This is a genomic window from Tumebacillus flagellatus (assembly GCF_000714935.1).
Lineage (GTDB): Bacteria > Bacillota > Bacilli > Tumebacillales > Tumebacillaceae > Tumebacillus > Tumebacillus flagellatus.
The window spans coordinates 168,994-186,328 of the sequence record NZ_JMIR01000003.1 but is presented as its reverse complement, the minus strand read 5'-3'; the positions used below and the strand labels follow the sequence as shown (position 1 = coordinate 186,328).

18 protein-coding genes are annotated in these 17,335 nt (G+C 57.4%); 13 read left to right on the top strand and 5 right to left on the bottom strand.

Annotated features, from left to right (window positions below):
* Position 1: 1 nt before the first annotated feature.
* The 6 genes from EL26_RS03770 to EL26_RS03750 all read left to right on the top strand — a co-directional run bounded on the left by EL26_RS03770 (position 2) and on the right by EL26_RS03750 (position 5,977).
* Entirely contained in the window at positions 2–1,306 is a 1,305-nt protein-coding gene (locus EL26_RS03770; RefSeq protein ID WP_081856958.1) for a helix-turn-helix transcriptional regulator, read from the top strand.
* Between the two features lie 82 nt (positions 1,307–1,388).
* Positions 1,389–1,523 carry a hypothetical protein gene (locus EL26_RS26405; protein ID WP_274518866.1) on the top strand — a complete coding sequence of 45 codons (135 nt, stop codon included), beginning with the start codon at positions 1,389–1,391 and terminating at the stop codon, positions 1,521–1,523.
* 73 nt (positions 1,524–1,596) lie between these two features.
* On the top strand, positions 1,597–2,925 hold the full coding sequence (locus tag EL26_RS03765) for a helix-turn-helix domain-containing protein (protein ID WP_038084634.1): 1,329 nt from the start codon (positions 1,597–1,599) through the stop codon (positions 2,923–2,925).
* Between the two features lie 142 nt (positions 2,926–3,067).
* Positions 3,068–4,399 (top strand): helix-turn-helix domain-containing protein, encoded by a 1,332-nt coding sequence (locus EL26_RS03760; RefSeq protein WP_038084632.1) that lies wholly within the window; start codon positions 3,068–3,070, stop codon positions 4,397–4,399.
* Between the two features lie 181 nt (positions 4,400–4,580).
* Entirely contained in the window at positions 4,581–5,204 is a 624-nt protein-coding gene (locus EL26_RS03755) for a hypothetical protein (RefSeq protein ID WP_038084630.1), read from the top strand.
* Positions 5,205–5,272: 68 nt separating this feature from the next.
* Positions 5,273–5,977, top strand: a complete 705-nt coding sequence (locus EL26_RS03750) for a SpoIID/LytB domain-containing protein (protein WP_052035953.1) — start codon at positions 5,273–5,275, stop codon at positions 5,975–5,977.
* A 74-nt stretch (positions 5,978–6,051) separates the two neighbouring features.
* On the opposite strand, the gene EL26_RS03745 is transcribed toward EL26_RS03750, so the two are convergent.
* Positions 6,052–6,522: a hypothetical protein gene (locus EL26_RS03745; protein ID WP_038084628.1), complete on the bottom strand. Its 471-nt coding sequence runs from the start codon at positions 6,520–6,522 to the stop codon at positions 6,052–6,054.
* A gap of 212 nt (positions 6,523–6,734) precedes the next feature.
* Between EL26_RS03745 and EL26_RS03740 the strand changes: the two genes are divergently transcribed.
* From EL26_RS03740 to EL26_RS24405, 4 genes are all read left to right on the top strand, one after another.
* Positions 6,735–8,369, top strand: coding sequence for a dynamin family protein (locus EL26_RS03740; RefSeq protein WP_052035952.1), 1,635 nt, complete (start codon positions 6,735–6,737; stop codon positions 8,367–8,369).
* Positions 8,370–8,375: 6 nt separating this feature from the next.
* On the top strand, positions 8,376–10,343 hold the full coding sequence (locus tag EL26_RS03735; protein ID WP_038084626.1) for a dynamin family protein: 1,968 nt from the start codon (positions 8,376–8,378) through the stop codon (positions 10,341–10,343).
* Positions 10,344–10,564: 221 nt separating this feature from the next.
* Positions 10,565–11,419 (top strand): SPFH domain-containing protein, encoded by an 855-nt coding sequence (locus EL26_RS03730; RefSeq protein WP_038084625.1) that lies wholly within the window; start codon positions 10,565–10,567, stop codon positions 11,417–11,419.
* 16 nt (positions 11,420–11,435) lie between these two features.
* Positions 11,436–11,609, top strand: coding sequence for a type II toxin-antitoxin system antitoxin (locus EL26_RS24405; protein WP_038084623.1), 174 nt, complete (start codon positions 11,436–11,438; stop codon positions 11,607–11,609).
* 155 nt (positions 11,610–11,764) lie between these two features.
* Here EL26_RS24405 and EL26_RS03720 read toward each other — a convergent pair whose 3' ends face one another.
* A complete protein-coding gene (locus EL26_RS03720; protein ID WP_038084622.1) occupies positions 11,765–12,154 on the bottom strand; it encodes a globin domain-containing protein in 390 nt (129 codons plus the stop codon).
* 113 nt (positions 12,155–12,267) lie between these two features.
* On the opposite strand from EL26_RS03720, the gene EL26_RS03715 reads away from it, so the two are divergent.
* Together EL26_RS03715 and EL26_RS03710 are read left to right on the top strand one after the other, a co-directional pair.
* Complete coding sequence (locus tag EL26_RS03715) at positions 12,268–12,564, top strand: DUF2087 domain-containing protein (protein WP_238546044.1); 297 nt, start codon at positions 12,268–12,270, stop codon at positions 12,562–12,564.
* Positions 12,565–12,643: 79 nt separating this feature from the next.
* Positions 12,644–13,603, top strand: coding sequence for an aldo/keto reductase family protein (locus EL26_RS03710; protein ID WP_038084794.1), 960 nt, complete (start codon positions 12,644–12,646; stop codon positions 13,601–13,603).
* A 141-nt stretch (positions 13,604–13,744) separates the two neighbouring features.
* Here the strand turns inward: EL26_RS03710 and EL26_RS03705 are convergent, their stop codons facing one another.
* Genes EL26_RS03705 through EL26_RS03695 form a run of 3 tightly spaced genes read right to left on the bottom strand, consistent with a single transcriptional unit; the run spans position 13,745 to position 16,407 of the window.
* Positions 13,745–15,376: a GMC family oxidoreductase gene (locus tag EL26_RS03705; RefSeq protein WP_038084618.1), complete on the bottom strand. Its 1,632-nt coding sequence runs from the start codon at positions 15,374–15,376 to the stop codon at positions 13,745–13,747.
* On the bottom strand, positions 15,369–16,004 hold the full coding sequence (locus tag EL26_RS03700) for a gluconate 2-dehydrogenase subunit 3 family protein (RefSeq protein ID WP_202962843.1): 636 nt from the start codon (positions 16,002–16,004) through the stop codon (positions 15,369–15,371). The genes EL26_RS03705 and EL26_RS03700 overlap by 8 nt, the downstream gene beginning before the upstream one ends.
* Before the next feature lie 4 nt (positions 16,005–16,008).
* Positions 16,009–16,407 carry a hypothetical protein gene (locus EL26_RS03695; protein WP_038084617.1) on the bottom strand — a complete coding sequence of 133 codons (399 nt, stop codon included), beginning with the start codon at positions 16,405–16,407 and terminating at the stop codon, positions 16,009–16,011.
* Positions 16,408–16,537: 130 nt separating this feature from the next.
* Here EL26_RS03695 and trmB point away from each other — a divergent pair, with 130 nt between their 5' ends.
* Positions 16,538–17,206, top strand: a complete 669-nt coding sequence (gene trmB, locus EL26_RS03690; RefSeq protein WP_038084616.1) for a tRNA (guanosine(46)-N7)-methyltransferase TrmB — start codon at positions 16,538–16,540, stop codon at positions 17,204–17,206.
* Positions 17,207–17,335: the final 129 nt, after the last annotated feature.

Sequence of the window (17,335 nt, the reverse complement as noted above, 5' to 3'; positions counted from 1 at the left end):
TATGATAGGGACTCGGATTCGACAATTCCGATTGAGCAAAGGCCTGAAATTGGAAGAGTTGTGCCGAGGGATTTGCAGTGTCAGCCAACTTTCCAAGATTGAAACCGGCAAAGCGCAAGCAACCGATTCGCAAGTGCAGGAATTTGCGAGTCGGTTTGGCGTGCCGGTGGGGGCCTTGCAGGGCGAAGACTTTTTTGCGCACGAAGTCGAAGAACAGATACAACTCTCCAGAAAAGCTTTTCATCTGAAAAAGCCGGAGCAGTCTTTTGCGATCTTAAAGCGTCTTCGGGAGAGCATCGACCCGGAGAAACGAAGAGATTTGTATGTGAAAGTCGTTTTGGACGAGGTTAAAAACTATAAAGCCTTGAGTCAATGGCAAGAAGTAGCGGAAACGTTGCAAGAGCTTTTGCCGTATGACAGCCACCTCTCCGCAGTGGAACGGTTCGAGTTGTGGGGATTGTTAGGCGTCGCGTATGTGAGAATGAAACAGGTGGAGCAGGGGTGTCAGTATTACCGAAAGGCCCAAGCCGCATTTGACGAGTGCCTTCTGGAAGACCCGAAGTACATGAAGTTGTACTACATGAAAAGCGATCAGTTGTTCACGATGGGAGATTACCGGGAAGCCCTTCGCTGTGCCGAAATCGCCCTGCGTATGTCGCAGGAGCCGGAATACTCGCTTGAGTGGCGCATCGCGTGTCAAGGCCATGTTGCGACGGCCGCTTCGAAGTTGGGGCTTTATGAAGAATCTGCCAAGCACTTTCAGGCGGTGGTGGCAGAAGCGGCGGCGAACCAGTTTGTTTTTCAGGAAGCGCTGTACCTGACGAATCTCGGGCTTACGTACCTTGTGATGGGGAGAATGTCTGAAGGGCGTGAGGTGTTGCATAAATCGTTGAGTCGAATGGAATTGGTTCAGGATGTGCAGAATGGATTTTTTTGGTGCATGCCGTACCTGATTTTTGCGAAATATCATGTGTCGATGGGAGAATATCGGACGGCCGAGGAGTATTTGTCCCGCGCCGATGAGATTTTGAAGTCCTCCCCGCAAGGCGCGGCTTACCTGACCCAAGGGGTGGCTTGTGAGATTTGGGCGGAGTCTGCCAAACGGCAGGGGAAAACGTCCGAGCAGATTCAGCATCTGCGAGAGGCGTTGCGCATTTACGAAGAGCACCAAGCTCCGCGTGAAGCGTTCGAACGGGCTGCCGAACTGGCAGATCTCTTGGAGGAGCGAGGAGACGCGGAAGCCTTGGAGATGTATCGGCTGTCTTTGCAATATGCCCGGAAATATGATCGGATTTTTGCGGGGTGATGGACATGCAAACCGGCAAAGCACAGATCGCGAGGGTAAATTTGCCGAAGCTGAGCGCTGGTTGTAGGACGTAGAAGAGCTCTTGCCGGAAACTCCCGGCGCCAAGTACCTCTGCCAAGCCCGCATCGCCCGCACGCGCGCCGAGTCGTGCGCAAGGGAAGCCGATGCGGCGCTTTTTTTGTTTCAGGACTTAATTAATTTGAGCATCCTAGTATAATAGAGTACGGAGAAAATAGTTCGAGGAACCACTGATCGTCTGAATCGTATGAAGAACGAGGAGTGTGAGGAGTTTGTCGCAAGAAGCGGGACAGACGTTCACTCCCGGTCAAAACGTAAAAAAACACCGTTTGCTCAAAGGCCTCAAGCAAGAGGAACTGTGCGCGGGCATTTGCAGCGTCAGCCAACTTTCCAAGTTGGAAAACGGCAAAGCGCAAGGCACACCGGACCAGTGGCGGCGCTTTGCCGAACGGCTGGGCATGCCTGTGGAGAGGCTGCTTACGTCCGATTCCTATCTGGAGCGGCTGCAAGAACAGTTGATGATCGCCGAACGCGCTTCCGCCGCCCGGCAGCAAGAACGGGCGTTGGAGATGGCGCGCGCCGTCATCGAGCAGTCCCGCGCCCACGGATATGACGACTTGTGCGGGGAGGCGACTTTTTTTGCTGCCCAGATGTCCAGCAAGCTGTTGCGTTGGCAAGACGCGCTGCTCTTGCTGAACGGGCTGTTAACGTCTCCTCATCAGTTGGAAGTGCTTCGTCAGGGCGAAGTTTGGTGTGAACTGGGGAAGGCATATCTGCACGGGGGAAACAAAGCGGAGGGGTTGCGCTGTTTGAGGAAAGCGGATGCTTTGTTGCGCGAGATCCCGCCCGGACATCCCCGTGAGTTGGACCTGTGCTGCCAACACGGCGACTTGCTCTATGAATTGGGAGACTATCGCGAATCGTATCAGCGCGCCTCCAGAGCCAACCGGCTGGCGAGGGAGCAGTCCAAGCACCTCTGGCGTTTGCGGACTGCGACGATGATGGCGTTGAATCTGTTTTGGATGGGAGAGAGGGAGCAGAGTTATGCGCTGCTTCGCAGCAACCTCCATGAAGCGGAAGAGAATCAATTGGTGCCGGAAGTCGGCGGGAGTTGCGTCAACCTCGGTCTGCTCTATCGTGTGGACGGGGACCTGATTCAAGCGCGGCTCTATTTGGAGCGCGCCGTGACGCATCTGGAACTGGTGATCGACCAACACCCGTTTCTTTCGATTTTGCCGTACGTGGAATTGGCGGAAGTCGCCGCAAGCGAGGGGCAAGAGGGCAGAGCGGACGATTGGCTTCGACAGGTGCAGGAATTGAACGCGTCGGTGAAGGCCGCCGCGTATCTCTATGAGTCGAGGACGGAGCGTATCCGCGCCAAGCTGTGCAGGCGTCGCGGCAAAACCAAACAAGCGCTCGAATGGCTCCAAAGCGCGTTGGCGCGCTATGAACTTCATCACGCGTACGAGGAAAGTTACGAAACGGCGGTGGAGATCGCCGAACTCCTGGAAGAGCAGAACGACCCGGACGCGGTGGAGATGTACGCCCGGGCGTTTGCTTATGAAAAACGATACAAAGAGGCCGTTGGTTGGGGTGAATAGACGTGCACGTCGTTGTCGGCGAAAACTTGAAACGATACCGATTGGCAAATCGACCGGGGCGTATCCCCGCCGCGATCGAATACAACCATCGGTTCGAACAGGCCCGCCGCGGGCTGGTGTCGGAGAGGAGGATGCAAACATCATGACGGAACCTCAAGAGCTCATGCAATACATCGGCGAGAACTTAAAAAAGTACCGCCTGCAAAAAGGCATGCGCCAAGAAGAACTCTGCGACGGACTCTGCTCCGTTTCGCAACTCTCCAAAATCGAAAACGGAAAAGCGCAAGTCAAAGCGGAGCATCTGAAGATCATGGCGGAACGCTTGGGCGTGGCGGTCGAACAACTCAGGACCACCGACGCCCTCCGCGACGAATTGCGCGAAGGAATTGAGCTCACCAAAAAAGCCACGGTGGCCCAAAACTACAAACAAGCGTTCGAGCGCATCCGCTCGGTTGTCGCCCGCGCCAAACAAGCGGGCTACCAAGACCTGCACGCCGAAGCGGTGCTCTACGAATGCTATCTCTTGAACATGACGGAGCGCAAGTACCAAGCGGCGCTTGAAAAACTGCGCGAGACGCTGACCGACGGCGGCGAGTTCGACCCGATCACGCGCGCTGATCTTCTGATCGAGTACGGACGGGCGTACGCGTTTACCGGCGACCTCGTCGAAGCGTTCCGGCAGTACCTGCAAGCGGACACGCTGTTGCAGCGCGTGGAGCCCGTCGCGGAAGACCTCTACGCCCGCGTGCTCTACCGAATCGGAGACTGCATGTTCTACATGCAAAACTGGCGCACCGGCTACCGCTACTCCGACCAATCCGCCAAAGTGGCGGAAGCGCTCGGCAAACACCAATACCGCATCCGCTCGAAATCGATGCAAGCCGCCTTCGCCAACAAGCTCGGACGTCCGGAGGAAGCCCGCAAGATCATGGAAGAGCTGCTTCAAGAAGCGCAAAGCAACAACTTGATCCATGAAATCGGGACGCTGGAAAACAACATCGGTTGCTGGTACATGGAACAGGGCGACCTGACGACGGCCCACCAATACTTGCAGCGCTCGATGACTTCCTTCGAACTGCTGAACGACCGATACGTGATGTGCCAACCGCTGATGAACCTTGCGGAATGGGCGCAGAAAGCCAACCATCTCGAAGCGAGCCTCCAGTACGCCGACCAAGTGCTGGAGCTGGTTCGCGAAGGCGGGTTGCTCGGCTTGCACTATTTGCTCGAAGGACGGATGTTGGCGCTCCATGCCAAAACGTACGGTTTGCTCGGTGACGAAGAGCGAATGACCGCCTTCTATGAGCAGGCATTGGAGCTGTTCGACCAAAACCGCGCCGTCATCCCGGCGTATGACGTCTGCGTGCTGCTTGCCGATTTCTACTACGAACGAAGCAACCCGCGTGCCCTGCCGCTCTACAAACAGGCCGTTTCCTACAACCGCATCATCCACGAACTCGGGGTCAAAAAGTAACTTGCCCCGGTCCGTTCACAAAGCAAGAGCCTGATTCGTCGGGCTCTTTTTATTTATTGTGTAAAGCCTGAAAAATCAATAGACAATAGGTAATCAATGTAGTATATTGTTATCGAGGGTTAGTTATTTCATTTGTCTGATTTGTGAATGAATATTTTCTTTGGAAGGAGAACTGTTACAGATGAAACGCATGCGCTGGTGGTTGACGGTGCCATGTCTGGTGGCAATGCTTGGCGCAGGAGGATGCGGGGAGAGCGCGGACGGCGCGAAACCTGTATCGGCGACATCGTCTGAGCAGACCGCTGCTGCGGCTCCGGTGCAGACCCAGTTTCACTTTACGAAGGCGGATTCGACGTCGCTGGCGGAGAATGTGCTGTGGGATTACTTGGACGCGTTGGACCGCGAGGACATCGACAAAGTGATGGACTTGATGAGCGAGGAAATGCAAGGGGTCTACCAACTGGATGACCGAATTGCCCTTCGCAATTTCAAGACGGTTCAAGTCAAGCGGATCTACGACATGACAGACCAAGCGCCGAAAGACACGAGATACGTGGAAGCCCGCTACTTCTACGTCGAAGTGAACTATGAACTCTACCATCTGCTCGAAGACAACGACTCCGACGGCGAGAACTACCGTCTGTGCGAAGTGGCGCGGGAAAAGCAAGACTCTCCGTATAAGATCGTGGAGTACTCTCACGTGGACAAGCTCAAGGAAGTCTCTGCCGATTATCAAGAAAAGCAGGGCGAAGCGATTCAACCGGCGCCGAACCTGCCCGTGCTGCTCGACAGCATGCGTCATTAGGGGATTCACTTTCCGATCTTTGATCGGAGAACAAACATACACATTAGAGAACAGGGAGGAAACTACCAATGAAAAAGGCAACTGCACTGGTCATGATGACCGCTGCGATGTCGCTCATGGCATCGTCCGCAATGGCAGCTCCGGCTGTCAAAGAAGTCAAAGAAAACGGCAAAGTCGTCCGCGTCGACGTGGCGGAACGCCCGTCCAACGCAACTCCGGGCGCTGTAACCGCAGGCACCAAACTGATCGTGGACCAAAATTCGCTGGTCGCTCCGGAAGCGTACACCAAGCCGACCTCGATCCGCGTTGGGATCCGCGCGAACAACAACACCGCGAACCCGATCTCTTCCGTATCGGTCGTTCCGTGGTATGACTACAACATCGACGTGCTCCCGAACGAGTGGATCGGCTCCTGGCCGGCTCAATCCCTCAACGCAGGCGCAATCGCAGTCAAAATGTACGCTTGGTACCACATCCTGCACCCGAAATACTCCAACTGCGACGTTGACAACACCGTCAACTCCCAAGTGTACAAAGCAAACTCCCGCTACTCCGCAACCACGACCGCTGTTGACAACATGTCCGGCATCGGCATCTTGAACTCTTCCGGCGTGATGTTCGAAACCCAATATCGTGCAGGCTCTTACGATTCTTCCATCCCGGGCACGAACATCATGTCGCAAAACGGTACCCACTACTGGGCGGACAACGGCAAGACCTGGTCTTGGATGACCTCCTACTACTACCCGGGTTCCACCGTCTTCTACTACTAGGATTCAGTGGAAGTTCGGCAGAACACCAAAAAGCCCCTCGCAGACATCTCGCTGCGCGGGGCTTTTTTTGCGTGCTACTCGCTTTTCTTCTTCTTGGGCTTGGTCTTGCGCTTGGACAAGCGGATCTTCACGATCGTTTCGGTCGAGGTGTGTTTGGAGATCATGTCCGGCGTCAGTTTGCCCTGCGACGTGAGAATCGAGTAGTCAAACGGAGTTTTCAGTTCGTCCTTGGCGATCAGCAGCTCGTTGGCGAGCGCGTCCTTGTCAAAAATGTCCTTCACATACGCTTTCTTGGACAGCACGGCAAATTCGCCGTTGGGCAACGGGAGCACGAGATCGTCCTCGACGTCCTCCATGCCTTCAAAGAACGCTTCGATTTCTTCGAAGAGAATTTTGTTCTCTTCCTTGCGTTCCTTTTCGATCTCTTTGTTCTGGAAATAGCGCAGGATCTTGTCTTCCAGTTCCAGCTTCTTGCGTTCGGCTTTCTCGACGGCGAGTTCTTCGTTTGGAGTTTCGGTTTCGATCATTTCCGTTACGTCTGCCATTCTATATTCACTCCTACTGAGTTATTTCATGAAGAAAAGACACCTTCTCATTCTAAACGATCGCCCACCGGAGGGAAAGGGGCACAATTTGTCGGCATTTGCTACTGTTGTTTTTTTCACATTTCCGCTGTTGCGTGCGTATCTTGTAAACCCATGATAGAATCATCTACGGAAGAGTTTTATTTCGGAGTATATAGATAGGAGTTTTTCCGATGACCTCTAGTATAGAGACCCTGCAACTGCAAGTCCGCCACGAGAACCTTGACGCCCGCTTGAGCGGGATCGCCGAGCAGATGGAGCGTGCGGGCGATGCGGTACACGCCGCGAAGATGCGCGACTTGATTCAAAAACTGACCTCCGGCGAATTCTCCATCGCGTTCTGCGGCCACTTCTCCGCCGGGAAGTCCACGATGATCAACACGCTGCTCGGCGCGGACATCCTGCCGTCGAGCCCGATCCCGACGTCCGCGAACGTCGTGAAGATTCGCGGCGGCGAGTCGTTTGCCCGCGCGTACCTCACCGACGGCGACTACCTCGAATTCGACGTCGCCAAGGATTTGGAGAAGATCAAAAACTACGCGGTCGACGGCACCACCGTCGAATCGATTGAAATCGCTCACCCGTCCGACCTGCTCGCCCCGAACCTGTCCGTCATGGACACGCCGGGGATCGACTCCACCGACGACGCGCACAAAGTGGCGACCGAATCGGCGCTGCACTTGGCGGACGTCGTGATCTACGTCATGGACTACAACCACGTGCAATCGGAGTTGAACTTCTCCTTTACCAAGACGCTCAAAGACCGCGGCAAGCCGGTCTACCTCGTCGTCAACCAGATCGACAAGCACATGGACTTTGAGCTGTCGTTTGACGACTACCGCGACTCGGTGATCGAGGGCTTCGGCAACTGGGGCATCGAGCCGGACGGGTTGTTTTTTACCACGCTGCATGAGCCGGATCATGAAGAGAACATGTTCGAAGCGCTGCAAGAGAAAATCGGCGAGTTGTTCGCCGGACGCGACGCGCTGTTGGTCAACAGCATCGTCTCTTCCGCCGCCTACCTCATCGACGAGCACCGCAAAGTGCAGGCGGCGGCCAACGCCGAGAAGCGCGGCGACCTGCAAGCGCAACTCGACGCCGTCGAGAACGCCGACGAACTGCTCGCGACCGCCGAAGCAGCCCGCGAGCAACTTCAAGCGTTGCAAGCTGCACCGCTCGATCTGCAAGAACGCTTGAAGAAGGAGATCAACTCGCTCCTCGACAACGCCAAGATCACGCCGTTCCAGACCACCGAACTGGCGGGCCACTATCTGAAGAGCCGCAAACCGGGCTTCAAAGCGGGCTTCCTCGCCTCCGCGCGCAAGACGCAAGCGGAGATCGAGAGCCGCCTGCAAGCGCTGCACGCTGACCTCGCCGAGAAAGTCAAAGCGAACATCGACTGGCACATCCGCGAACTGCTCGTGAAAGTGCCGGAGGGATTCGGCATCCGCGACGAGGCGTATGCGAAATCGGTGTACGATCACTTCCACGTGTCGTTCGACTTGGACTTCCTCGCCGGAGTCGTCAAAGAGGGCGGTCTGTCCTCCGACGAATACATGTACCAGTACGCCAAGGACCTCTCCGCCGAGGTCAAGCAACTCTACCGGCAGGAAGCGTCGCGCTTTGCCGAACGCGCCGTGGAGATTGCAAACGCCCAAGCCGAGGAGCGAGGCGCTCAACTGCGCGAACAACTCGCCGCCGCTGACAGCCTGCTGGGCGCACAACAAGCGCTCGCCGACCTCGAAGCTGTGGAAAAAGACTACACAGCACGCCTTCTGCGCGTGCTGACTGGAGAAGAAGGGAAGTAAGGCACGATGGAAGATTTCAAGTCTCAACTCGGTCTCACGGCCGCCCGCCTGCGCACGGCGGCCGATGTGACCGCTGAACTGACCGGCCTCAAGTCGATGGCGCAGGGGATGATCCAGCGCGCGGAACGATTGGAGCAAAATTTGTTCACCGTGGCGCTTTTCGGCGCGTTCTCGGCGGGCAAGTCGTCGTTTGCGAACGCTCTGATGGGCGAGATGGTGCTGCCGGTGTCGCCGAACCCGACCACCGCCGCAATCAACAAAATCCTGCCGCCCAATGACCAATACCCGCACGGCAGTGTCCGCGTGAAAATCAAATCGGAGAGCGACATCACGACCGACGTGCAGCAATCGCTCGCCGTGTTCGGACTCGCCGCTTCGACGCTGGACGATGCGCACAACGAAATCGCCAAACTCGACCCGTCGCAAGTGCTCTCGACGGCGAAACCGCACTTCTCGTTCCTCAAAGCGGTCGCCAAGGGCCTCGCACCGATTCGCGAGCACCTCGGCAGCGAACTGCTCGTCGACATGAAAGAGTTCAAAGCGTTCGTCGCCAAGGAAGAGAAAGCGTGCTTCGCCGAGTGGATTGAACTCTACTACGACTGCCCGCTGACCGCCCAAGGCATCACGCTCGTCGACACGCCGGGAGCGGACTCGATTAACGCCCGCCACACCGGTGTCGCGTTCAACTACATCAAGAACGCCGACGCCGTGCTGTTTGTGACGTACTACAACCACGCGTTCTCCAACGCCGACCGCGACTTCCTGACACAGCTCGGGCGCGTCAAAGACACGTTTGAGATGGACAAGATGTTCTTCATCGTCAACGCGTCCGACTTGGCGAAGGACGAAGACGAACTGCGCGGCGTCGTCGACCACGTCCGCAAAAACCTCGTCGCCTGCCAAATTTCCATGCCGCGCATCTACCCGGTCTCTTCGCAGACCGCGCTGCTTGCCCGCCTGCATGAAAAAGGCAAGCTGCAAGGCTCCGCAGAGAAAGTCTACCGCCAGCGCACCAACACGGTCGAAGGCGAACTGATGCCGGGAGCGGAAGCCCTCGCGCTGTCGGGGCTTGCGAAGTTTGAGCAGGACTTCCTCTCCTTCACGATCCAAGAGCTGACCCAGATCGCCGTGAAGTCGGCGGTCTCGGAAATCCGCCGCGCCGTCACGACGCTCGACGACCTGATCTCCACCGCCAACGAAGACGAGTCCGTGCGCGCGCAAAAACTCCTCGCCGCCGACACCGCGAAGCAAAAAGCCCTGCAAGGCGTGCACGCGGTGGAAACGTCCTCCGAAGAGCGCGCCGTGGAGAAGGAGATCGACGAGTTGCTTTATTATGTCAAGCAACGTCTGTTCTTCCGCTTCGGCGACATGTTCAAGGAATCGTTCAACCCCGCCGTGCTCCAAGACGACGGACGCGATCTGAAAAAAGCGCTGCGCTCCGCACTCGACGAGCTGGTGCGCTACATCGGCTACACGCTCGGCCAAGAGATGCGGGCGACGGCGCTGCGCGTCGAGAAGCACGTCAACCACAGCGCGAAACGCCTCGCCGACCGCATGGGCGACGCCGTGCGCGAGAGTGCGCCGAAACTGGAGTTGGAGCCGTACCAACCGCGCTCGTTTGAGACGCCGGAGTTTGAAGAAACGCTGCCGACATACCGTCCGGAAGACTTCCAAAGCACGCTGGGGCTGTTCAAGTCCGCCAAGGACTTTTTTGAACGCAACGGCAAGCAGGGGATGCAGGACGCGTTGGACAAGCAACTGCAAGCTCCTGTGCAAGCGTACCTCGATGCGGCAAGCCGCCGGTTCAAGGACCTCTACACCGCCGCTCTCCTCGCAACCGTCCAAGACGGCAAGCTCGGCGTGGCGTCCGAAGTGGAAGAGTACTTCGCAGGCATCCTCGAAGCGCTCTCCGCAACGGTCGATGTGGACAAGCTTACGAACTCCCGCGAGACCCTCGCGCAGTTGCTCGCGTAACTTCCGTGATACACCTCATGTGCAGTCGCTCGCGCACCTCCCGCTGAGGTTACCCTTGCGGCATCTGGATACACTTTAAGGAAAACCACCTGACTTTGCTCAGGTGGTTTTTTCTTATTTTCATTGGGTGCGACTTTTGATTTGGGGCTTCGTATGATATCATAATGATATCACTTGAGAATAAACTGAGAATGAAACGGACATGGAAAGGGTGAGGGTTCATGCAAGAGCGGAAAGCGTGGGCGTTAAACGGATTCGTCGGAGTCTTGCTCGTGCTGGCATTGTTCGTCTTGGCGATCGTCTCCGGGGTCAACGGAGGCGTGCCCGGCGCGATTGGAGCGGTGATTCTCCTGTTGTTGGGGATTTTCTCGATGACGGGGCTGCAGATCGTCCAGCCCAACCAAGGGTATGTGGTGATGTTCTTCGGACGCTATCTGGGGTCGTTGCGCCAAGAAGGGTTCTGGTGGACGATGCCGTTGACTCTGCGCAAGAAAGTTTCGATGCGCGTGCGCAACTTCCACACGTCGCAGCTGAAAGTCAACGACGTGGACGGCAACCCGATTGAAATCGCGGCGGTCATCGTGTTCAACGTGGTCGACTCCGCCAAAGCGATGTTTGACGTCGACAACTACGAGCGTTTCGTGGAGATCCAGTCGGAGATCGCGCTGCGCCACATCGCAAGTTACTATCCGTATGACACGTTGGACGACCGCGGCGGCTTCACGCTGCGCGCCAATCCGGACGAGATCGCGGAGCAACTGCAACTCGATCTGCAAAACCGCTTGTCGATCGCCGGGGTCAAAGTGTTGGAAGCGCGCTTGACGCACTTGGCGTACTCCGCCGAAATCGCGCACGCGATGCTGCAGCGCCAACAAGCGGCGGCGATTCTCTCCGCCCGCGCCAAGATCGTCGAAGGGGCGGTCGGCATGGTGCAGATGGCGATTGAGAAACTGCAGAGAGAGGGCGTGGTCGAGCTCGACGAAGAGCGCAAAGCGTCGATGATCAACAACCTCATGGTCGCCATCGTCTCGGAGCGCAGCGCCCAACCTGTCGTCAACGCCGGATCGCTCTACTAGACGGGCGGGATGCGGCATGGCCAAGAAGCAGTTTCCGCTCCGGCTCGACCCCAAGGTCTATGAGGCGTTGGAGCGTTGGGCCGGCGACGAGTTTCGCAGCGTCAACGCACACATTGAACTCCTGCTGCGGGAGTCTTTGAAGCGTGTCGGGCGTCTGAAAGAACAAGAGCCTGACGAGGACCCTTCGTAAAAAGTCAGACCGCCGATTTTGGGGGCGCGACTTTACATGCGATCGTACAGCAAAAGGTCAGCCTTCCAATTTGGAGGCTGACCTTTTCTGTGTGTCGGCTGAGCCGCACGTTGCCTGCTTGCAAGCGGGGCGTAAGACTGGTTTTTTTGTGCTTTTTACGCGTCGTGCGAGTTGACCATGTGGTACGCCGTCTGCGTGAGGCGGTCGTACACGAACTCGCGCAACGGGCCGCTGAGCCCGATTTCGTCGAGCGCCTCGCTCATGCAGGACAGCCACGCTTTGGCGCGGGTCGGGGTGACTTCAAACGGCATGTGCCGCGCGCGGAGCATCGGATGCCCGTACTGGTTGGAGTACAGCGTCGGCCCGCCGAAAAATTGCGTGAGGAAGAGGTACTGTTTGTCGGCAACCGGTCCGAGGTCGTCCGGAAAGATCGGCATCAAGTCCGGATGCTTGCCCACGCGGCTGTAGAACGCGTCGACCAATTTGCGGATCGCGTCCGCGCCGCCCATCATTTCATAGACAGTCTTCTCCGGGGTATCGTGCATGCGGAAGACTCCTTTCGCTTTGCTTCAGTTTTTTATTCTAGCATCATTGACAGAGAGAAGCGAATTCGAATACTATCTAATTAGATGGTCATGAAATATGGAGGGAAGCCGGAATGATGAAAGAGTTATATCCGAAGGCGTATGAGAAAGCGGTGCGGGATTTTTTTACAGAGGACGGGCGGCTGAAGAACATTCCCAGTCAGCATAAGAAGAAACTGTTCATCTTCGAGCATCTCCTCGCCGGACTCGACGCCGAGCGTGTGTATCCGGAGAAGGAGCTTGACGCGTACATCCGGCAGTTTCACGACGACCCCTGCACGATCCGCCGCGAATTCATCATCAACCGGCATATGACGCGGGACGACAACCTGTACAAATTCAACCCGAAGGAACTGTGGGCGAAAGTGTAGGGAGGGGAAACGGTTGCACGAGGCGAATCCTCTACAGTGGTAGTTCTTACATACGGAGGTGCTTCTTGACATGACGCAAATGAAATACCGCAACTTGGGCCGTTCCGGTCTGAAGATTTCGGAAATCGGGCTGGGGTCTTGGTTGACGTACGGCGGTACGGTGGAAGACCAAACCGCGGAGACTTGCATCGACAAAGCGTATGAGCTGGGCATCAATTTCTTTGACACGGCGAACGTGTACCGCCGGGGCGAAGCGGAAATCGTCGTGGGGCGCGCGCTCGCGAAGTACCAACGCGATTCGTACGTGTTGGCGACCAAAGCGTACTGGCCGATGGGCGACGGTCCGAACGACCGCGGCTTGTCGCGCAAACATATCTTTGAGCAAGTCAACGCTTCGCTGAAGCGTTTGAACGTGGACTACATCGACCTCTGGCAATGCCACCGCTTCGACGTGGAAACGCCGCTGGAAGAGACGCTGCGTGCGATCGACGATCTCGTGACGCAGGGCAAGATCCTCTATGCGGGCGTTTCGGAGTGGAGCGCGTTGCAGATTCAAGAGGCGCTGCAGATTGCCGACCGCAAGCTGCTCGACCGCATCATCTCGAACCAACCGCAATACTCGATGCTGGAGCGCTACATCGAGAAGGACGTTCTCCCGCTGTGCGAGCGCGAGGGCGTCGGCCAAGTCGTCTGGTCCCCTCTGGCACAGGGCGTTCTGACGGGCAAGTACACCAAGGGTCAAGCGGCACCGGAAGGCTCGCGCGCGACGACGGAGGCGGCGAACATGGTCAACCGCTTCCTGACCGACGAGAACTTTGCGAAGTTGGACGCGCTGAAACTGGTGGCAGAGCGCAAGGAATGCTCGATGGCGCAACTCGCGCTGGCGTGGGTTCTGCGCAAGCCGAACGTGGCATCGGCGATCATCGGGGCTTCGCGTCCGTCGCAAGTGGAAGAGAACGTCAAAGCGATCGACGTTCAACTCAGTACAGACGACATCGCAGAGATCGAGACCATCCTCTCCGGCAAAGCGGCACAGTAATCACCCGCCATCTCAAGGGCGAAAAAAGGCAGGCTCCTACTCGGGAGTCTGCCTATTTCTTTGTAAAAAACGGAACTGTCACATGAGGGCGTTTGCCCTTATGAGCATGCCACCGTTCACGCGGGACAGTTCCGTTTTTTCCTACAGGTTGTTTCGTTTGAACTCGTCGATCATGTAGTGCGCGGTGCGTGCCGCGAGCGCCATCACCGTCGCGGTCGGATTCCCGCTGCCGGACGTGGGGAACACCGCCGCCGAGCAGATGAACAGGTTCGGCACGTCATGCGCCCGGCACCATTGGTCGACGACCGAATCCTGCGAATCGGCCCCCATGCGCGCGCCGCCCATCAGATGCGCCGTGTCCGACACGACGAACTCCGGCTCGCCGTTTGCCGCTTTGAGGATCGCCTTCATCTGCTCCACCGCATGGTCGATCAGCTTCAAGTCGTTCTCTCCATACGAGAACGTCACTTTCGCCATCGGCATCCCGTACTCGTCCACTTCGTCCGATAATGTCACGCGGTTGTTTGCGTCCGGCAACACTTCGCCGACCATCGTCACCCGCCCGTAGTGGTTGTAGTCGAGCATCGTCTCGCGCAATCGACGCCCCCACACGCCGGCATCGCGCGCCAACCCCGTGCTCATCGCCATCGGGCGCGCCCCGTGCGCATGCAGCGTATACCCGCGAATGAACCCGCGATCCAACCGCGTCTCATAGAAATCCTGCGTCGTCGCCATCACCGGCGTGCCTTTGTACAGCCGAATCTCTTGCTCAAACTTCCCGTACACGTCATGGCTTGAATGCGGCATCAGATACTTGCCGACCGTCCCGCTGGAATTGCACAGCCCGTCCGGGTGTCCCGCGGTCTTCGAATTCAGCAACAGCCTCGGCGTCTCCACCGCAAACGACGCCAGCACGATCACGCGCCCGCGCTGCCGATACTCCTCGCCGTCATGCGTAAAAATCACGCTCTGCGCCCGGCCCCGCTCATCGAGTTCCACGCGCGTCACCATGCAATCGGTCAAAAACTCCGCCCCTTGCGCAATCGCTTTGGGCACATGATGCACGAGCGACGAATATTTCGCGTTCGGCAAGCACCCTTGGTTGCAGAACCCCCGGTTGATGCACGGCGGCCGCCCGTCAAACGGCGCGGAATTGATCGCCAGCGGCGTCACGACCGAGCGGATGCCCAAGCGCTCGCACCCGAGGCGAAACATCTCCGAATTCGCCGAGAGCGGGTCGCGCTCCGGATAGGGAAACGGCCCCTGGTACGCGCCCCACGGGAACGACTTGGGCCCGGAGACGGCGATCTCCTTGGCGATGTACTTGTAGAACGGCGCCAGATCCTCATACTGCAGCGGCCAATCCGCCCCGACGCCCTCAACAGTCTTCATGCGGAAATCGCTCTCATGAAACGGCAAAAAAACACCCGTCCAATGCGCCGACCCGCCGCCGACGCCGCGCCCGGAGTTGTTGTGCCCCATGCGCAGCGGGTTGTTGCCGTCGACGAGGCGCGTGTCTTGCCAACCCAAGTGCGTCATCGACAACTCGTCCGACGCAAAGTCGCTCTGCGGATTCCAAAACGGTCCCGCCTCGATCACGACGACGCGCAGCCCGATCTTGGTCAACTCATACGCCAAGATGCCGCCCGCCGTGCCCGCGCCGACGATCACGACATCGGCTTCCTGCGGGTATTTGCGGTGGTCGAGATCGTCCCACCGCGCGCCGTCATAGTGGCAGACATGATGGTGAATCGGATCATGCTCCTCAGGCATCTCGTTTCGCCTCCCACGGATCGGTCAAGCCGAACTCGATCCGGTAGTACCCGCGCGGATAGGCGGGCCCGCCGTAGCCGATTTCCGACCAGACTTGCGGATGTGAATAGTACGCGCTCACCGTCTCGGTCAGCATCTTTTGAAAAAAAGCACGCGCCGGCAATTCGCGTCCCTCCCGCGTCCGAAGCGTCAAAACTTCCCGCTCCAACCCCACAAGAATCGACGTCTGCTGCTCCGGCGACAATTTGGCAAACGCGTTGCCGTGCTCCGATTCGGCGAGCACGTCCAACGCCGCCAAGCCGTCCTTGATCAAGTCCTTTTGTTTCGGAACGCCGACTTTGCGCTGGTCCTCGCCGATGTCGGAGGAGAGTTTCGCATTGAAATGCTTCACCACATACGCCAACAGCCCCGACCGGTTGTCGTCGAGAAACAGCGCCGCCATCGCTTTGATCAGCTGAATTTCCTCGCCGGTCAACTTCGCGTACGTCTGAAGCGTCTCCAACCGCTTCTGCACGATCTCGCGGGTGTGCTCGTCCCACTGCTCCTGTTCGCGCATCACGTCATAGTTCGGGTAGTGCGTCCGCAAACGTTCGAATTCGCTCATGGACTCGCTCATGGACTCGCTCATGACCTCACCTCCAGAACAGGATGACGAGACCGAGCACGCTCGTCCCTGTGATCATCGCGGGCAAAGCGACCGGCGGCCCGACGAGAAAGTTGCGCATCTCGTACCCGCCGACGCGCTCGCCGATGCCGCGCCAATGCAGAAACGAGCCGACCATCCCGGCGACCAGCGACACCGCCAGCAGGATCGTCAGCACAAGCCACACCCACTGCGGCGTCCAAAACGCATACGTCTCGCACGCCAGCGCGTCGATCGGCGTGGCGATCACCGGCACCCACATCGACCAATGCCGGAAATTCTGGCGGTAATGAAAGATCGTGACCTGCACAAAAATCGCAAAGTACATCAGCCCCAGCAGCACCAGCAACACGCGCTCCAGCGGCCACCCGTACCATCCGTTGACCATACTCCGTCCGCACCTCTCGTAAAAAGTTGTGTTCTCTACCAAGCATTGCCTTGGAAACCCTTGCACAGACTACAGACAGACACTATAATTCTGGAAGGCAATGATTCTTGGACAAAGGTGAGACAACCCTATGCGCATTCGCGGACGCGACAAGTTTTTGCGACAATACCATACGTACATCGAAGCAGGCCGGATCATCCAAGAGGCGACGAAATACAAAGGCCGCTGGCATGAACTGTTTGGCAACGACAACCCGATCTACATCGAAATCGGCACCGGACGGGGGCAGTTTATCTCTCAACACGCGGTGCAAAACCCCGGCATCAACTACATCGGCATCGAGCTGGAATACCTCTTGCTCGGCCGCGTCGGGCACAAAGCCGAGATGGCGGGAGCGGGCAAGAACCTCGTCGTCACGCCTGCCGACGCGTCGCGCTTGAACGACATCTTCGCCCCCGGCGAAGTTTCGCGCATCTACTTGAACTTCTCCGACCCGTGGCCGAAGAACCGCCACGCCTCGCGCCGCTTGACGCACGAGGGCTTTTTGAAACTGTACCGCGAAGTGCTGAAGCCGGACGGCGACCTGCACTTCAAAACGGACAACCGCCCGCTGTTTGAGTTCTCGCTGAACTCCTTGGCGGAAGACGATTGGAAGCTCGCCAAGATCACGCTCGACCTGCACAACTCCGAGTGGGCCGAGGGCAACATCATGACCGAGTACGAACAAAAATTCTCCGAGCAGGGCGTCCCGATCAACCGCCTCGAAGCGCGCCCGCTCCCGAAACGCACCCTTCCGTAATGGACAGGGTGTTTTTTTTGTGAAAGTTTGTCGAAAATATTTAGAATTTTCTTTTAGAGAATTTTGAAGAAATCATTAAAAAACGGAAAGAAAACGGATGTCACCTCCCCAGATTGGAGTTTTTCAAAA